Source organism: Paraburkholderia sp. DD10, assembly GCF_049177125.1.
Taxonomy (GTDB): domain Bacteria; phylum Pseudomonadota; class Gammaproteobacteria; order Burkholderiales; family Burkholderiaceae; genus Paraburkholderia; species Paraburkholderia terricola.
Map to the genome: position 1 here is coordinate 2,781,991 of NZ_CP185392.1, position 15,992 is coordinate 2,797,982.

Genomic DNA, 15,992 nt, shown 5'->3' on the forward strand with positions numbered 1-15,992 from the left:
AAAAGACTTAATTCGCGCGGCGCTTTTTGCGGGCCCGCTCAAATCGCCAGTTCATGAAAGCGCCGCAGACCGTCGCGTATCCACTGCAGCAAGCCGCCGGCGTGCTGACCGGCATGCTCGGGCGACGCGAGCAGCATCTTCTCGGTTTCATGGTGTTCCGTGAGCAGCCGGCACATCTCTTTCGCCACCTCGGGCCGCCGCGCGAGGATCGGCGTCAACGCGCTCTTGTCGAGGCGAAACACCGTGGCGCGCGTAAGCGCTCGCACGATCACGCCGGACCTCACGCCCGCCAGGATGCCCGACTGGCCGATCGAATCGCCCGGCGCGAGCCGTCGCAATTCGATCTCGCCGCCGCCCTTCGGCACGCTCACGCTCGCGACGCCGCGCGCGAGAATGTGCAGTTCGTGGCCGCTTTCGTCGGCGGCGGCGTAGATCGTGTCGGCGGTGTCGAATTCGTGTTTCGTCAGCTTCGCCGCGAGTTCGGCTATTTCGCCGTCGTCGAGCGTCTGGAAGATCAATACGTTGCAGAGCAGCCGGTGCTTTTCGTCCGTCGCCTCGGCGGCAGGCTCGGGCACCGACAACGGCCGCAACACCACGCCGCGCGACAGCAAATGCCGGTGCGCCAGATCGAACAGATCGTTGCGCACGTCGATCTTCTTGCTCAGGGTATCGACGTAGCAGACGATCTCGTACTCGATCGCGTCGTTGGTCGCGCGGCGCACGCTGACAATCGGCTTGGGGTCGGCGAGCACCGCGTCGGAACTGGCGGCGGCGTCGGCCAGCGCCTGCAACACCGTGGCCGGCCGGATCGTCGGCTTGACCGGCAGCACCACGCTGATGCCGTGCGTATGCGAGGGCTGGTTCGCGTTGACGATGTTGGTGCGCGCCGCCACGCTGTTCGGAATCACGACGATATTGCCCTGCCCGTTCAGCAGGCTGGTCGCGCGCCAGTTGCTCTCCACCACCTTGCCTTCCACGTCGCCGATCGTCACCCAGTCGCCGATGTGAAACGGCTGCGTGGCGTTCAGCACCACCCCGGAAAACACGTCGTTGAGCGTGCTCTGAATCGCGAGGCCGAGCACCACCGCGAGCGCGCCGGAGGTCGCGAGCAAACCGCGCACCGGCAGTTGCAACACGAACGCGATCGCGCCCACCGCCGCCGCGAGAAACACCAGCGCGCCGAACACGTCCTGAAACAGACGCTCCTTGTGCCACGACTCGGGCAACACGGTGCGATCCAGCACGATCGTCACGAGACGCGCGCCTTGCAGCCACCACACCACTTCGAGCATCTGCGCGAGCAGATGGCGCAGCGGCTGATCCTCCCATGGCGCGGCGCGCAGCGGATTCATGCCTGACCTGAACAGCACGTAGGTCGATAGCCCGAACATCAGCGCGCGCAAGGCGAGACGCGCCTGCTCGCGCCTGATCGCGACGAAACGCCAGGCGAGGAAATCGAGGACCAGGATGCCTAGCCCGTACAGCACGCCGTCGGTCAGGGTCGGCATGAAGGTCCTCGCTCGCGTGGCGGCATGAAACCGTGGCTATCGGAACAACCGGAACAATCGAACGATCAGAACGCGAAGCAGCTACAGCCCAGCGCGCCCCAGAAGCCGTTCGAATCGCTGACGGGCACGTTCTTGCGCCAGGCCCAGCCGTGCGCATGCGCATGCACGCCGCACAGATTCACGCAGCCGTCCACGCACGCCACCGCGGTCGGCTTGTACCGGCTGTAGCCGCCGAACTCCGCGACCGGCGACCACGACGGGCTGACCGGCAAATCGGGCGGCGCGAGCGGCGCGAAGTCGTCGGCTGCGTAGACCACCTTGCCGCCCACCACCGTCATCACCGATTCGAGATACTTGATATGGCTTTCGTCGACCGTGAAATAGTCGTCGCTGAGCACCGCGAAGTCCGCGAACTGGCCGGGCACGAGCGCACCCTTGCGGTCGTCCTCATTCGAGAACCACGCGCTGCCGACCGTATAGCGGCGCAGCGCTTCCATGCGGTCGAGCCGGTTCTCGCTCGTGTACATCGCCGTGCCGCCGACCGTCTTGCCCGACACCATCCAGTACAGCGACACGAACGGGTTGAAGCTCGCGACGCGCGTGGCGTCCGTGCCCGCGCCCACCGGCAGGCCCGCATCGAGCATGTGGCGGATCGGCGGCGTGCGCTTCACGGCTTCCTCACCGTATTGCTGAATGAAGTACTCGCCCTGGTAAGCCATGCGGTGCTGAATCGCAATGCCGCCGCCGAGCGCGCGCACGCGGTCGATATTCTTTTGCGTGATGGTCTCGCAATGGTCGAAGAACCAGCGCAGGCCGTTGAACGGAATGTCGGCGTTCACGCGTTCGAATACGTTCAGGAAGCGCTCGATCGATTCGTTATAGGTTGCGTGCAGACGGAACGGCCAGCGGTTCGCCACCAGCAGCCTGACGACACCTTCGAGTTCCGCTTCGAGCGTGTCCGGCAAATCGGGGCGCGGCTCCAGGAAGTCCTCGAAGTCGGCGGCGGAGAACACCAGCATTTCGCCCGCGCCGTTCACGCGCAGAAAGTCGTCGCCCTCGCCGGGCTTCGTCATCTTCACCCACTTGGCGAAGTCCTCGATTTCCTGCTTGGCGTTTTGCGTGAACAGGTTGTACGCGATCCGCACGGTCAGTTCATTGTGCTTCGCCATGTCCATGATGACGGCGTAGTCGTCGGGATAGGCCTGGTAGCCGCCGCCCGCGTCGATCGCGCTCGTCACGCCGAGGCGGTTCAGTTCGCGCATGAAATGGCGCGTGGAATTGCGCTGATCCTCCGGCGCGAGCTTCGGACCTTTTGCCAGCGTCGCGTATAGCAGGCCCGCATTCGGCCGTGCGATCAGCATGCCCGTCGGATTGCCGCGCTTGTCGCGCTGAATCTCGCCGCCGGGCGGATTGGGGGTGTCTTTCGTATAGCCGACCGCGCGCAAGGCAGCGCCATTCAGGAGCGCGCTGTCGTACAGGTGCAGGATGAACACCGGCGTATCCGGCGCGATCGCGTTGATCTCTTCGAGCGTCGGTCCGCGCCGCTCGGCGAACTGGAATTCGTTCCAGCCGCCCACCACGCGCACCCACTGCGGCGCGGGCGTGCGGGCCACCTGCTTGCGCAGCATGTCGAGCGCATCCGCGAGCGACGGCACGCCGTCCCAGCGCAGTTCCATGTTGAAGTTCAGGCCGCCGCGAATCACGTGCAGGTGCGAATCGTTGAGACCGGGAATGACCGTGCGGCCTTTCAGGTCGACGTGGCGCGTGTTGTCGTTGACGTGGCGCATCACGGTGTCGCGCGAGCCGGCCGCGATCACGCGGCCGTTCGCGACGGCGAGCGCGTCCGCGAACGAGCGTTTGTCGTCCTGCGTGGCGATCTTGCCGTTGAAGAAGACGACTTCGGCCGGCGTCGGCGCGGAAGTGGTGGAAGTCATGGCGATCCTCATAGGGAGCGCTCCGCGTTTCACGCGCGGAGCGATTCATGGAAAACGGGCGCTCGTGACGCCCGCTTCCATGAAGCATTCAGAAACCAGCCGGCAAGCGGAATCCAGAGCGTCGGTAGACGCTCGAATTCCGCGCGACGGCGTGACGCGACGTAACGCGACGTGACGCGACCGTTACTTGCGTGCCGGCACCGGCGCCAGCACTTCGTGCGTTCCCACCGCACGCTGGGCGGCCTTGTGGACCATCGTGTACGCGTAGTCCACGCCCATGCCGTAGGCACCCGAATGCTCCTTGGCGATGGCCATGACCGCGTCGTAAGTCTCCTTGTGCGCCCAGTCGCGTTGCCATTCGAGCAGCACCTGTTGCCACGTGACGGGCACCACGCCGGCCTGGATCATGCGCTGCATCGAATACTCATGCGCTTCCTTCGACGTGCCGCCCGATGCGTCGGCGACCATGTAGATTTCGTAGTCGCCTTCGTCCATCGCGCACAACGAAAACGTGTTGTTGCACACCTCGGTCCACAAGCCCGCCACCACGACTTTCTTCCGGCCGTTCGCGGCGAGCGAGTCACGCACCTTCTGGTCGTCCCACGAATTCATGGACGTGCGTTCGAGCACCTTGTGTCCCGGGAATACGTCCAGCAGTTCGGGGTAGGTGTAGCCCGAGAAACTTTCCGACTCCACCGTCGTGATGGTGGTGGGGATGTTGAACACGCGCGCGGCCTTCGCGAGTCCGACCACGTTGTTCTTCAGTACCTGACGGTCGATGGACTGAACGCCAAACGCCATTTGCGGCTGTTGGTCGATGAAAATGATCTGCGAGTTTGCAGGCGTCAGAACTTCGAGTTTGGGGTTTGACATGGCTGTGTAGATCCTGAAAGGGTTTGATGGACATGCCGCACTGCGTTGAAGTGCGCGAAAAACTGAGGCCAGTCTATCGACGGCCATTGGCCAAGTCCTTGGCAAAGCCCTTAATCGTTCTTAATTGAGAGTTCTGGAGAAATGAGCCCGCAACGGAAATCGCGCGCGCCCGATCCTGGTTGCCGCCTCGAAAGCCGCTCTACAAGCCGCTTCAAGCCGCTTCAGAAAAATTCATGTTTTGTGCAGGACTTTACGTGCGCGCCGTTTCACACTTCAGTTGCCGGATTCAGGACCTTCGGCCGCACTTATCGACATCTAAAAGGAACCGCCATGAAAGACGCACAGACCGCAGCCGCGCATCGCGCCGCGCCGCTCAAGACACCGACCAGCCTCGGCGAAGACGCGACGCGCGACATCGCCGCCGCGTTGACGACCCTGCTGGCCGACGTGTTCGCGCTCTATCTGAAGACCAAGAATTTCCACTGGCATATGTCGGGGCCGTACTTCCGCGACTACCACCTGCTGCTCGACGACCAGTCCGATCAGATCTACGCGACCACCGACCCGATCGCGGAACGCGCGCGCAAGATCGGCGGCAAGACGCTGCGCTCGGCGGGGCAGATCACGAAGCTGCAACGCATCGCCGATAACGACGCGGAGTTCGTCACGCCCAGCGACATGCTCGCGGAATTGCGCGAAGACAACCTGGCGCTGGCGGGCTACATGCGCGAAACGCATGCGCTATGCGACGAATACGGCGACGTCGCCACGGCGAGCCTGCTGGAAAACTGGATCGACGAAGCGGAGCAGCGCGTGTGGTTCCTGTTCGAATCGGGACGCCATTCGTAAGCACGCGCGCGGTGCGTCAGCCTTCCAGCGCGGACTGAAGCCGCGCTCCGAGAAACTGAAGGAACGCGCGCACCTTGCTGGAATGGCGGCGATTGGGCAGATACGCCGCATAGACCACGGCGTCGCCATTGTGCGGCGTCGCCTCGAACTGCTCGAACAGCCGCATCAGGCGTCCCGCGCGAATCTCCGCGGCGACGAGCCATTCCGGCAGCAACGCAATGCCGCGTCCGGCGAGAACGGCTTCGAGCAGGATGTCGATGCTGTTCGACAGCAGATGCCCGCGCACTTCGACGCGCTCTTCCGCGCCGTCGCGGCGGAAGCTCCAGACCTGGCGCGTGCGGTAACCGCCGCCATAGGCGACGCGCAGGCACTCGTGGGAATCGAGCGCCTGCGGCGTAGGCGGTGTGCCGCTGCGTTCGAGATAGTCGTGGCTCGCCACGACATAGCGCGGATTGTCCGCGAGCTTTCTGACGACCAGATTCGCGTCGCGATCGGGCAGGCCGATGCGGATCGCGATATCGATTCTGTCGAGCGCGAGGTCGGCGTAGTGATCGGCCACGACGACGTCGAGAAACACGCGCGGATGCTCGGCGAGAAAGGCGGCGAGGTGCGGCGCGAGCCGCAGACGGCTGAACGCGGAGGGCACCGCGATGCGCAGCGCGCCGACCGGCGACGCGCCGCTGTCGAACACGCTTTCGTCCGCCTCGGCCAGATCGTCGAGCACCTTGCCGACCTGTTCGACGTAGGCAATGCCGGCGTCGGTGAGGCTGACCTTTCTCGGCGTACGGGTCAGCAGCGCGGTGCCGAGCGAGGTTTCGAGTGCATCCATCAGACGCGTGACCGACGAGGTCGCCACGCCGAGACGTTGCGCGGCCTTCGAAAAGCCGCCGGCGTCGGCCACTTCGAGCAAGGTATTCAGGGCCAGGAGTTTGTCCATGCACGGCCTCAATGCGGGTTTGGTTGCGTCACACGCAACGGGGGATTGCATTCTAGACGTATTCACTCAATGGCGCGCAACGAATAACCTGTCGTCGTTACTTAGCGAGAGGTGCAGCATGCAAACCATTCAGGTCGAGGTCCATTACGACTTCATTTGTCCGTGGTGCTGGATCGGCCAGCGGAATCTCGCCGCGGCGCTCGCGGAGTCGGGCGCCGAGGCGCGCGTGGCGATCCGCTATGTGCCGTTCGAGTTGAATCCGGCGATGCCCGCCGAAGGCATGAACCGGCGCGACTATCGCACCCGCAAGTTCGGCAGTTGGGCGCGCTCGCAAGGCATGGACGCGCAGGTTGCCGCGGCGGGTCTCGCGGCGGGCGCGCAGTTCAATTACGACAAGGTGCTGCGCACGCCGAACACGCGGCTCGCGCATCGTCTGATGCAGTTCGCGCAAGCGCTCAATCGAGCCCGGCAGACCGCCGCGCTATATCAAGCCATCTATGCCGCCTACTTTTCGGAAGGCCGCGACATCGGCTCGCTGGACACGCTGGTCGACATCGCCGCCGAACACGCATTCGATGCCGATGAAGTTCGCGCTTATCTGCTCGCCGCTTCCGGCACGCCGCACATCGAGGCCGCACGCGACGAGGCGGAGCGCCTCGGCATTCATTCGGTGCCGACGATCTCGATTGCCGGCGAATTGATCAGCGGCGCGCAACCGGGCGCCGTGTTCGCGAACGCGCTGCGTGCCGCCATGCAACGGAGCGCGGCATGAACGCGCTCGACGCACCGCGCGCCGTGGTGATCGGCGGCTCGCTCGGCGGACTGTTCTCGGCCACCACCTTGCGCGCGGCCGGCTGGGACGTGGACGTGTTCGAGACCTCGCCCAATCAGCTCGACAGCCGCGGCGGCGGCATCGTGCTGCAACCGGACGTGCTGGACGCGCTGCATTTCGCGGGCGTCGCCCTGCCCGATCCGCCGGGCGTGGCGTCGGGCGAACGCATCTATCTGGATCGCGAGGACAGGCGCGTCGAGCAACTGTTCATGCCGCAAATGCAGACTTCATGGAGCCTGCTGTACAGCGCCATGAGAAACGCGCTGCCCGCGGCGCGCCTGCATACCGGCGAGACCTTTAGCGACTTCCGCATGGACGGCGAGCAGATCGTCGCGCGCTTCGAAAGCGGCCGCAGCGAGCGCGCCGATCTGCTGATCGGCGCGGACGGCATCCGCTCGACGCTCAGGCGCCGCCTGCTGCCCGAGATCGTGCCGGCCTACGCGGGCTATGCGGCATGGCGTGGACTCGTCGCCGAACCCGATCTGCCGCTCTTCGCCGCGGACATCTTGCGCGAGCGCTTTACGTTCCAGCAAGGCGACGAACACTCGGCACTCGCCTATCTGATTCCCGGCGAAAACGACTCGACCGCGGCCGGCGAGCGTCGCTGGAACTGGGTGTGGTATCGCAAGTACGACCGCGCCCGGCTCAATGAACTGCTGGTGGACCGTCACGGCGCGGCGCGCGCTTTCTCGCTGCCGCCGGGCACGGCCAAGCACGCCGATGTCGAGCAGCTTCGGCTCGATGCAAAAGCCTTGCTCGGGCCGACGTTTCGCGCGCTGGTCGATGCAACCGGCGAGCCGTTCATGCAGCCGATCGTCGACCTGCGCACCCCCAGGATGGTGTTCGGACGTGTGGTGCTGATCGGCGACGCCGCATCGGTGCCGCGTCCCCATACGGCGGGCAGCACCGCCAAGGCCGCGGCCAACGCGCATGCGCTCGCGCTCGCGCTGGCGGGTGCGAGGCAAGCCGACACGAGCATCGATGCGTTGCTCACGCGTTGGGAGAGCCAGCAGTTGCAACGCGGCAAGCGCATGACCGATCTGGGCATTTCGCTCGGCGACCGTTTGATGAATATCGCCGGTTAGATCCGAGGCTCTTTCCGCCGCTTTTTCCGCTTTCCCGCTCTTTCCGCTTTCCCGCTCTTTCCGCTTTCCCGCTTTTTCATTTCAGGAGTTGCTCATGTCGACCGACGCATCCATCACCGCCGCAAGCCCAGGCCCCGTCAAACTGACGCGCGGCCTGATCGCGCTATTCGCCTTCTGCTGCGGCGCGATCGTCGCGAATCTCTACTACGCGCAGCCGATCACCGAACTGATCGCGCCGGACATTCACATGTCCGGCGGCACCGCGAGCCTGATCGTTTCGCTCACGCAAATCGGCTATGCGCTCGGGCTGTTCTTTCTCGTGCCGCTCGGCGATCTGCTGGAAAACCGCAAGCTGATGATCGCCACCGCGCTGGTATCGATCGTGAGTCTCGCCGCCGCCGCGTTCGCGCACCAGCCAGACGGGTTGCTCGCAATTTCGCTGCTGATCGGCTTCAGTTCCGTGGCCGTGCAGATCCTGATTCCGCTCGCCGCCCATCTCGCGCCGGACGAATCGCGCGGCAAGGTGGTCGGCACCATCATGAGCGGACTGCTGCTCGGCATTCTGCTGGCGCGCCCGATCTCCAGCGTGGTGGCCGGGCACTTCGGCTGGCGCGCGGTATTCGCCGCGGCGGCGGTGTTGATGGCGATCGTCACCAGCGTGCTCGCGCTCACTATTCCGCGCCGCCAGCCGGATCACCAGGCCACGTACTTCCAGTTGATCGCCTCGCTCGGTCATCTGATCCGCACGATGCCGGTGCTGCGCCACCGCTCGTTGTATCAGGCGCTGATGTTCGCTTCGTTCAGCCTCTTCTGGACCGCGATCCCGATCGAGTTGACCCGGCAGTTCGGACTCTCGCAAACCGCGATCGGCATCTTCGCGCTGGTCGGCGCGATCGGCGCGACCTCGGCGCCGGTTGCGGGACGTCTCGCCGACGCGGGCCACACGGTGCGCGCGACGTTGATCGCGCTGGTGGTGGGCGCGCTCGCCTATACGCCTGCGTTGATCCATCCCGCGTGGGGCGTGGTGGGGCTGGTCGCGACCGGCATCGTGCTCGACTTCGCCGTGCAGATGAACATGGTGCTCGGCCAGCGCGAAATCTATGCGCTGCATGCCGCGAGCCGAAACCGTCTGAATGCGCTGTACATGACGAGCATTTTTGTCGGCGGCGCGTTCGGCTCGGCGCTCGCGAGTCCCCTCTATGAGCACGGCGGATGGACGCTGGTCGCCGGCGTCGCCACGGCATTCCCGCTCGTCGCGCTGATTCACTACCTGGCGATCGGCCGTCCGCATGCGGCGCGGCACAGCGCGTGAGCGGAACCGGTCACGGTACGGTTTCACAACGTTTAAGCGTGGCTTTAAGGAATTCGCGTGACGGCGGCGATACGCTGCTCGAGATACTTCATTGACAGGTGCCTGATGACTCGCAAGCCAATCTTGCTAGCGGCAACCGGCGCGCTGATCGTCGCCGCGCTGATCGTCGCCGTGTGGTCGATGTGGAAGCCCGCAATCGCGCCGCTCAGTGCGCCGCCGGCTTCATCGTTCGATTCGCAGACGAGGCTCGCGGGCGCGCGCGTCGTCGCGCTGGGCGACTGCATCGTGTGCCACACGGCCAAGGGCGGCAAGCCGTTCGCGGGCGGCCTGCCGCTCGCCACGCCGTTCGGCACGATCTACGCCACCAACATCACACCGGACGTGCAGACCGGCATCGGCAACTGGTCGCTCGAAGCGTTCACGCGCGCCGTGCGTCACGGCGTGGCGCGCGACGGGCACCTGTTGTATCCCGCGTTTCCGTACATCCACTTCACGCGCATGTCCGATCCCGACATTGCCGCGGCATACGCGTATCTGATGACGCGCGAACCGGTCAGCGCTAGCGCGCCGCCTAACGACCTGATCTTCCCGCTGAACTTCCGGCCCTTGCTGGCATTCTGGAACGTGTTGTTCCTGCGTGCCGGCGAGCGTCCCGCGGAGACGTCGAAAGACGCCGAATGGAATCGCGGCAAGCTGCTGGTGGATGGCCTCGGCCATTGCGCCTCGTGCCATTCGCCGCTCGACGCGATCGGCGGCGAGAAGTCGGGCCACGCGTTCGACGGCGGGATGGTCGACGGTTGGGAAGCGCCCGCGCTCAATGCGCTCGGCGGCGCGCCGAAACCGTGGACGAAAGAGCAGCTCGTCGCCTATTTGCGCAGCGGCCGCGCGAGCGAACACGGCGCGGCGGCCGGCCCGATGCTGCCCGTCACGCGCGATCTCGCCAGCGTGCCCGAGCAGGACGTGGAGGCCATCGCCACCTACATCCTGTCGCTTCAGAAGCCGCGGCCCGCTGTCGCGAACGTATCGGCACAGGCTGCTGAGCAAGGCGAAACGCAAGGCAGAACGCAAGCCGAAACGTCCGCGTCGGCGCAGCGCGGCGCGATCCTGTTCGGCGCGTCATGCGCGCAATGCCACGGACCCGCCGCGCCGATGCAGGCAATCGGCGAGCGCCCCACCCTCGCGTACAGCACCGCGGTGAATGCCGCCACGCCGCGCAACGCGATCCAGATGATGCTCGGCGGCATCGGCTGGCACGGCGCGGACACGATGAACTACATGCCGGCCTTCGGCGAGATTTATAGCGACCGGCAAATCGCCGATCTCGCCGCCTACATTCGCGCCGCGTATTCGCAGCGCGGCCCGTGGAACGACGTCGAAGCCACCGTGGCGAAAGTCAGAAAGGAGAACAACGCGCGATGATCACGCTTACCGTGAATGGCGTGCAGCACGCCCTCGATATCGACCCGTCCACGCCGCTGCTTTATGCGTTGCGCGACGGTCTGCACCTGCACGGCGCGAAGTTCGGCTGCGGTCTCGGGCAATGCGGCGCATGCACCGTGATCGTCGGCGGGGAAGCGGTTTTCTCGTGCCTGGTGCCGGTTTCGTCGATCGGCGCGCGGCCCGTGCGCACCGTGGAAAGTCTCGGCACCGCGGAGCATCCCGGTCCGTTGCAGAAGTCGTTCATCGAGCATCAGGCCGCGCAGTGCGGCTATTGCATCGCCGGCATGATCATGCGCGCGCAGGCGCTGCTGGATCGCAATCCGCATCCGACGGAAAGCGAATTGCGCGAGCATATGGAGCCGAACCTGTGCCGCTGCGGCACGCATATGCGCATTCTCGCGGCGATCCGCGAGGTTGCGCATCTGCCGGCCGGCGACGGCGTGCCCGCCGCGAAGCCACCACGCACGGCGAACCACGGAGGCACGCAATGAGCGTCCACGACAAGATCGACAGGATCGACGACATCAACGGCATCGACGAAGGACGCCGCCGTTTCATGATGTCCGGCGCGCTAGCGGTGAGCTTCAGCCTGTTCCCCGGCGCGAAGGCGCTCGCGCAGCAAGTGATCGCCGACGAAGGCGCCGCCGTGCACATCGCGAAAGCCACCGAGAAGCTGGCGGGCAGCCTGAAAACCAATCCCTATCTCGACGCGTGGATCAAGATCGATCCCGCCGGCAGGGTGACCGTTTATACCGGCAAGGTGGAACTCGGCACGGGCGTGCGCACCGCGCTGCTCCAGGTCGCGGCCGAGGAACTGAGCATGGCGCCGTCGCTGATCACCTTCCTGACCGCGGACACCGGCGCGTCGCCCGACGAAGGACTCACTGCGGGCAGCCACACCATCGCCGATAGCGGCAGCGCGCTGCTGAACGCGGCGGCGCAGGTCCGCGGGCTGCTCGTCGGCGCGGCGGCCAAACACTTCGGCGTGAGCGGCAGCGCGTTGAGCGCGCACGACGCGATCATCAAGGCGCCCGATGGAAGATCGATGACCTATGGCGAAGCCGTCGGCCTGGTCGACCTGCATCGCGTAGCCACACCCGAGTCGCCGCTGAAAGATCCCGCGACCTTCAGCGTGATCGGCACCTCGTTGCCGCGTCTCGACATACCGGGCAAGGTGACGGGCGGCCCGAGCTACGTGCAGGACATGGTCATGCCGGACATGCTGCATGCGCGCGTGGTGCTGCCGCCGGTGTACGGCGCGCAACTGCTGCGCACCAACACGCCCGATGTCCTGAAGATGCCGGGCGTGGTCGACGTGATCCGCGACGGCAGCATGCTGGCCGTGGTCGCCAGCGGCGAATGGCAGGCGGTGCAGGCGCAACGCGCGCTCGCGGCGGGCAGCCAGTGGAGCGCGGGGCACGCGCTGCCCGATCCCGCCACCGTGCACCGCGATCTCAAACAGATTTCCACCGAACACATCGAGATCGCCAACACGCATGGCCCGGCGGGCGCGCCGCTCAAAACGCTGAGCGCGACCTACACCAAGCGCTACATGCTGCACGGCTCGATCGGACCGTCGTGCTCGGTCGCGCAGTTCAAGGACGGCCACATGACCGTGTGGACGCACTCGCAAGGCGTCTATCCGCTGCGCGACGCGCTGGCCGAAATGCTCGCGCTGCCGAAAGAGAACGTGCGCTGCGTCCACGTCGAAGGCTCGGGCTGCTACGGCCACAACGGCGCGGACGACGTCGCCGCGCACGCCGCGCTGATCGCGCGCGACATGGCCGGCCGCCCGGTTCGCGTGCAATGGATGCGCGAACAGGAACACACGTGGGACCACTACACGCCCGCGATGGTCACGCAAGCGAAGGCCTCGCTCGACGCCGGCGGCGGCATCGTCGACTGGGATTACGCGCTGTGGAGCAGCTCGCACAACGAGCGGATCGTCAACGCCGGCCGGCTGATTCCGGCGCAGTTGCTGGAGAAGCCGTTCACGCCGGCGCCCTCGGTGCCGATGGTGCAGCCCGAAGGCGGCGGCGACCGCAACGCGATTCCGCTGTACACGTTTCCGAACCTGCGCGTGATGAACCATTTCTCGCCGACCATGCCGCTGCATACCTCGGCGATGCGCTCGCTCGGCGCGCACATGAACGTGTTCACGATCGAGTCCTTCATGGACGAACTCAGCGCCGCGGCGGGCGCCGATCCGGTCGCGTTCCGTCTGAAGCATCTGCATGACCCGCGCGCACGCGACGTGATCCGCCTCGCCGCCGAGAAATTCGGCTGGCCGCGCGCGCCGCGCAAGGCCAATCACGGCGTCGGCTTCGCGTTCGGCAAGTACAAGAACCTGATGGCGTACGTGGCGATCGCCGTCGAGGTTGCCGTCGTGCGCGAGACCGGTCAGGTGACGCTCGAACACGCGGAAGTGGCGGTGGACTCCGGGCAGATCGTCAACCCCGACGGCATCCGCAACCAGATCGAAGGCGGTGTGATCCAGTCGGCGAGCTGGACCCTCTACGAGGCCTTGAAGTTCGACACGCGGCGCATCCGCAGCTTCGACTGGAGCAGCTATCCGATCCTGCGGTTCTCCGCCGTGCCGCGCAGCCTGAACGTGCACCTGCTCGACCGCCCCGGCGCACCGTTTCTGGGCGCGGCCGAAGCGTCGATGGGGCCGACCGCCGGCGCGCTCGGCAATGCGTTGTTCGACGCGACCGGCCAGCGCCTGCGCGACATGCCGCTCGCCGGAGACGGCCTGCGCCGCCGGATCGACGCCTGACGGCATGCCCGTTAAGAAGATTTAAGCAATCTGAAGTTCAATACAGTGCGCGCAGTCTTACGATTGAAACCTGCGATGTCGCATCATGCATCGTCAAGAACAGCGATTCATCAACGTCAAGACTGGAGAGAAATTTGGCTAACCCATCCGCAATCCCCTCGGCGAATCGTCGGCAACTGCTGGTTGCGGGCGCTGGCGCGGCCGGCGCGGCAGTCGCCGCCATGGCCGCGCCGGGCGTCGCGATGGCCGCCGCGGCGGCCGGCGGCAATCCGCACGCAGGCAGTGCATCCCACTCACAGCATGGAGAGCGACACACGATGAACACGGTAACCACAAAAGACGGCACGCGGATCTTCTTCAAGGACTGGGGCGCCGGCAAGCCCGTGGTGTTCTCGCACGGCTGGCCGCTCGACGCCGACGCGTGGGACGCGCAAATGCTCTTCCTCGTGCAGAAGGGCTATCGGGTCATCGCCCACGACCGCCGCGGCCACGGCCGCTCCGATCAGCCGTCCCACGGCAACGACATGGATACCTACGCCGACGACCTGGCCGCGGTGATCAACGCGCTCGACCTGAAGGGCGCGACGCTCGTCGGCCATTCGACGGGCGGCGGCGAAGTCGCGCATTACATCGGCCGCCACGGCACCTCGCGGGTCGCCAAGGCCGTGCTGATCGGCGCCGTGCCGCCGATCATGGTCAAGACCGAGAGCAACCCGAACGGCCTGCCGATGTCCGTGTTCGACGGCATTCGCGCGAACGTGGCGGCGAACCGCTCGCAGTTCTACAAGGACCTGGCCATGCCGTTCTACGGCTTCAACCGGCCCAACGCGAAGACCTCGCAAGGCACGATCGACGAGTTCTGGCGCGAAGGCATGCTCGGCTCGATACTCGGCCAGTACGAATGCGTGAAGCAGTTCTCCGAGGTGGACTACACCGCCGACCTGAAGAAGATCGACGTCCCCACGCTGATCCTGCACGGCGACGACGACCAGATCGTGCCGATCGACGACTCGGCGCGCCTCTCGGCGAAGCTGGTGAAGAACGCCACGCTGAAGGTTTATCCGGGCGCGCCGCACGGCATGTGCACGACGCTGGCGGATAAGGTCAACGCCGATCTGCTGGAGTTCTTGCAAAGCTGATGCCGAAGCCCGGGCGCTGATCCCGGGATGAATCGGGGCAACGCTCGTTGCCCATGCGCGGCGCGTTTTCCTGGCGAACCTGGCTCGCCGGAAAAACGCGCCGCGCGTGCGTTGGAGATTGAACTCGTCATTCGACCGATTGCGACCGGTAAGCCATAATGACGAGTAATTACATTTCGTTATTTTCGGATAAATTACCGAGGTAGCGGGACCGCTGCGCGACGAATCGAGGTGACGATCCATGCTTGACGATACTCAGACATCCGCCGCCACGGCCGCACGCCCGAAGGACTCGCTCGGCTGCCTGTCGAGCCACCTGTACCGCGATCTCGAACTCGACACCGGCGAGTTCAGGTTCCATCGCAAATGCACGCGCGACAACAAGGCCAGCGCCGTTGCCATGCACGGTTCGGAGCGCGGCTTTCTGATTGGCGTGTCGCTGAAAACCGGGCATCGCCGGCGTATTTTCTCGGGCCACCGCTGGACCTCGCACGACTTCGAACAGGACAGCATCTACATTCGCGACTTCGCGGACGACTATAAAGCCGACTTGCAAAGCGGCTTCGATTTCGTGCTGATCGAACTGTCGCGCGCTTTCATGGCGAACGCCTGCTATGAGCGAAGCGGCGCGAGCGTGCCGCGGCTCGCGCCGCTGGCCGGGCACAAGGACCCGGTGCTCGGCCATCTCGCCCAGGTGCTGGCGCTCACGCTCGACCGGCAGAGCGAGGCCAGCCCGCTCTTCGTCGAACAATTGGGCGTCACCATCGGAACCCATCTGCTCGATCGGTACGGCAACGCGCCGCCGCAATCGGAGAAGAAAAGCCGCCGCCTCTCCAGTTTGCAGGAAGCACGCGCCAAGGACATGCTGCTCGCAAAGTCGCAAGGCAACGTTTCGATCGAGGAAATCGCAAGCGCGTGCAATCTGTCACGCAGCTACTTCATTCGCGCGTTTCGCGAGACCACGCATCGCACGCCGCATCAATGGCTGCTCGAACGGCGTATCGACCGCGCCCGCGACCTGCTGAAGCATTCGGACTATTCCCTGTCGGAAATCGCCATCGCCTGCGGCTTCTCCGATCAGAGTCATTTCACGCGAATATTCTCGCAATGGGTCGGCGTGCCGCCCGGCGCGTGGCGCCGGCAAGCCTGCAACTGACCCGCTTGCAACGCATGCGTCGAGCCGGCGCCGATTGAACGATCGAGCGCCGCCGTTGTTTCATGCCAATGGACTTTCATACAAAGCATCGCACTAACCGACAAGACACGCGCGATTCGCCAAGGTACTTTCGATCACGTCGACGATGGCC

General features: G+C 65.3%; 13 protein-coding genes. 9 read left to right on the top strand and 4 right to left on the bottom strand.

The features are described 5' to 3' along the window. Positions 1-38 precede the first annotated feature (38 nt). The 3 genes from ACOCG7_RS12640 to ACOCG7_RS12650 form a co-directional block, all read right to left on the bottom strand. The gene (locus ACOCG7_RS12640) at positions 39-1,508 is read right to left on the bottom strand and encodes a mechanosensitive ion channel family protein (protein ID WP_421375689.1); all 1,470 of its coding nucleotides are present in this window, start codon (positions 1,506-1,508) and stop codon (positions 39-41) included. Between the two features lie 65 nt (positions 1,509-1,573). Continuing rightward, positions 1,574-3,442, bottom strand: coding sequence for an amidohydrolase (locus ACOCG7_RS12645; protein WP_073432300.1), 1,869 nt, complete (start codon positions 3,440-3,442; stop codon positions 1,574-1,576). 183 nt (positions 3,443-3,625) lie between these two features. Next, positions 3,626-4,315: a hydrolase gene (locus tag ACOCG7_RS12650; RefSeq protein ID WP_154873074.1), complete on the bottom strand. Its 690-nt coding sequence runs from the start codon at positions 4,313-4,315 to the stop codon at positions 3,626-3,628. A 330-nt stretch (positions 4,316-4,645) separates the two neighbouring features. Between ACOCG7_RS12650 and ACOCG7_RS12655 the strand changes: the two genes are divergently transcribed. After that, on the top strand, positions 4,646-5,164 hold the full coding sequence (locus ACOCG7_RS12655) for a Dps family protein (RefSeq protein WP_073428831.1): 519 nt from the start codon (positions 4,646-4,648) through the stop codon (positions 5,162-5,164). Positions 5,165-5,180: 16 nt separating this feature from the next. Here the strand turns inward: ACOCG7_RS12655 and ACOCG7_RS12660 are convergent, their stop codons facing one another. Next, positions 5,181-6,101: a LysR family transcriptional regulator gene (locus tag ACOCG7_RS12660; RefSeq protein WP_090518752.1), complete on the bottom strand. Its 921-nt coding sequence runs from the start codon at positions 6,099-6,101 to the stop codon at positions 5,181-5,183. A 118-nt stretch (positions 6,102-6,219) separates the two neighbouring features. On the opposite strand from ACOCG7_RS12660, the gene ACOCG7_RS12665 reads away from it, so the two are divergent. From ACOCG7_RS12665 to ACOCG7_RS12700, 8 genes are all read left to right on the top strand, one after another. Next, the gene (locus ACOCG7_RS12665) at positions 6,220-6,873 is read left to right on the top strand and encodes a DsbA family oxidoreductase (protein WP_421375692.1); all 654 of its coding nucleotides are present in this window, start codon (positions 6,220-6,222) and stop codon (positions 6,871-6,873) included. Continuing rightward, positions 6,870-8,018 carry an FAD binding domain-containing protein gene (locus ACOCG7_RS12670; RefSeq protein WP_073428834.1) on the top strand — a complete coding sequence of 383 codons (1,149 nt, stop codon included), beginning with the start codon at positions 6,870-6,872 and terminating at the stop codon, positions 8,016-8,018. Before ACOCG7_RS12665 ends, ACOCG7_RS12670 begins: the two co-directional genes overlap by 4 nt. Positions 8,019-8,112: 94 nt before the next feature. Next, on the top strand, positions 8,113-9,330 hold the full coding sequence (locus tag ACOCG7_RS12675; protein WP_073428835.1) for an MFS transporter: 1,218 nt from the start codon (positions 8,113-8,115) through the stop codon (positions 9,328-9,330). Positions 9,331-9,435: 105 nt separating this feature from the next. Next, entirely contained in the window at positions 9,436-10,749 is a 1,314-nt protein-coding gene (locus tag ACOCG7_RS12680; protein WP_073428836.1) for a c-type cytochrome, read from the top strand. Beyond that, positions 10,746-11,261, top strand: coding sequence for a (2Fe-2S)-binding protein (locus ACOCG7_RS12685; RefSeq protein WP_073428837.1), 516 nt, complete (start codon positions 10,746-10,748; stop codon positions 11,259-11,261). The genes ACOCG7_RS12680 and ACOCG7_RS12685 overlap by 4 nt, the downstream gene beginning before the upstream one ends. Next, positions 11,258-13,546, top strand: coding sequence for a xanthine dehydrogenase family protein molybdopterin-binding subunit (locus ACOCG7_RS12690; protein ID WP_073428838.1), 2,289 nt, complete (start codon positions 11,258-11,260; stop codon positions 13,544-13,546). Before ACOCG7_RS12685 ends, ACOCG7_RS12690 begins: the two co-directional genes overlap by 4 nt. 317 nt (positions 13,547-13,863) lie before the next feature. After that, complete coding sequence (locus ACOCG7_RS12695) at positions 13,864-14,685, top strand: alpha/beta fold hydrolase (protein ID WP_083082953.1); 822 nt, start codon at positions 13,864-13,866, stop codon at positions 14,683-14,685. 241 nt (positions 14,686-14,926) lie between these two features. Then, entirely contained in the window at positions 14,927-15,841 is a 915-nt protein-coding gene (locus ACOCG7_RS12700; RefSeq protein ID WP_083081391.1) for a helix-turn-helix transcriptional regulator, read from the top strand. The last annotated feature ends 151 nt before the right edge of the window (positions 15,842-15,992 follow it).

What these genes read in the sequence shown, in the direction of transcription:
- ACOCG7_RS12660 (WP_090518752.1), bottom strand. Translation starts at nt 6,101, where the DNA reads ATGGACAAACTCCTGGCCCTGAATACCTTGCTCGAAGTGGCCGACGCC.
- ACOCG7_RS12685 (WP_073428837.1), top strand. Translation starts at nt 10,746, where the DNA reads ATGATCACGCTTACCGTGAATGGCGTGCAGCACGCCCTCGATATCGAC.
- ACOCG7_RS12700 (WP_083081391.1), top strand. Translation starts at nt 14,927, where the DNA reads ATGCTTGACGATACTCAGACATCCGCCGCCACGGCCGCACGCCCGAAG.
- ACOCG7_RS12645 (WP_073432300.1), bottom strand. Translation starts at nt 3,442, where the DNA reads ATGACTTCCACCACTTCCGCGCCGACGCCGGCCGAAGTCGTCTTCTTC.
- ACOCG7_RS12680 (WP_073428836.1), top strand. Translation starts at nt 9,436, where the DNA reads ATGACTCGCAAGCCAATCTTGCTAGCGGCAACCGGCGCGCTGATCGTC.
- ACOCG7_RS12695 (WP_083082953.1), top strand. Translation starts at nt 13,864, where the DNA reads ATGAACACGGTAACCACAAAAGACGGCACGCGGATCTTCTTCAAGGAC.
- ACOCG7_RS12640 (WP_421375689.1), bottom strand. Translation starts at nt 1,508, where the DNA reads ATGCCGACCCTGACCGACGGCGTGCTGTACGGGCTAGGCATCCTGGTC.
- ACOCG7_RS12665 (WP_421375692.1), top strand. Translation starts at nt 6,220, where the DNA reads ATGCAAACCATTCAGGTCGAGGTCCATTACGACTTCATTTGTCCGTGG.
- ACOCG7_RS12655 (WP_073428831.1), top strand. Translation starts at nt 4,646, where the DNA reads ATGAAAGACGCACAGACCGCAGCCGCGCATCGCGCCGCGCCGCTCAAG.
- ACOCG7_RS12675 (WP_073428835.1), top strand. Translation starts at nt 8,113, where the DNA reads ATGTCGACCGACGCATCCATCACCGCCGCAAGCCCAGGCCCCGTCAAA.
- ACOCG7_RS12650 (WP_154873074.1), bottom strand. Translation starts at nt 4,315, where the DNA reads ATGTCAAACCCCAAACTCGAAGTTCTGACGCCTGCAAACTCGCAGATC.
- ACOCG7_RS12690 (WP_073428838.1), top strand. Translation starts at nt 11,258, where the DNA reads ATGAGCGTCCACGACAAGATCGACAGGATCGACGACATCAACGGCATC.
- ACOCG7_RS12670 (WP_073428834.1), top strand. Translation starts at nt 6,870, where the DNA reads ATGAACGCGCTCGACGCACCGCGCGCCGTGGTGATCGGCGGCTCGCTC.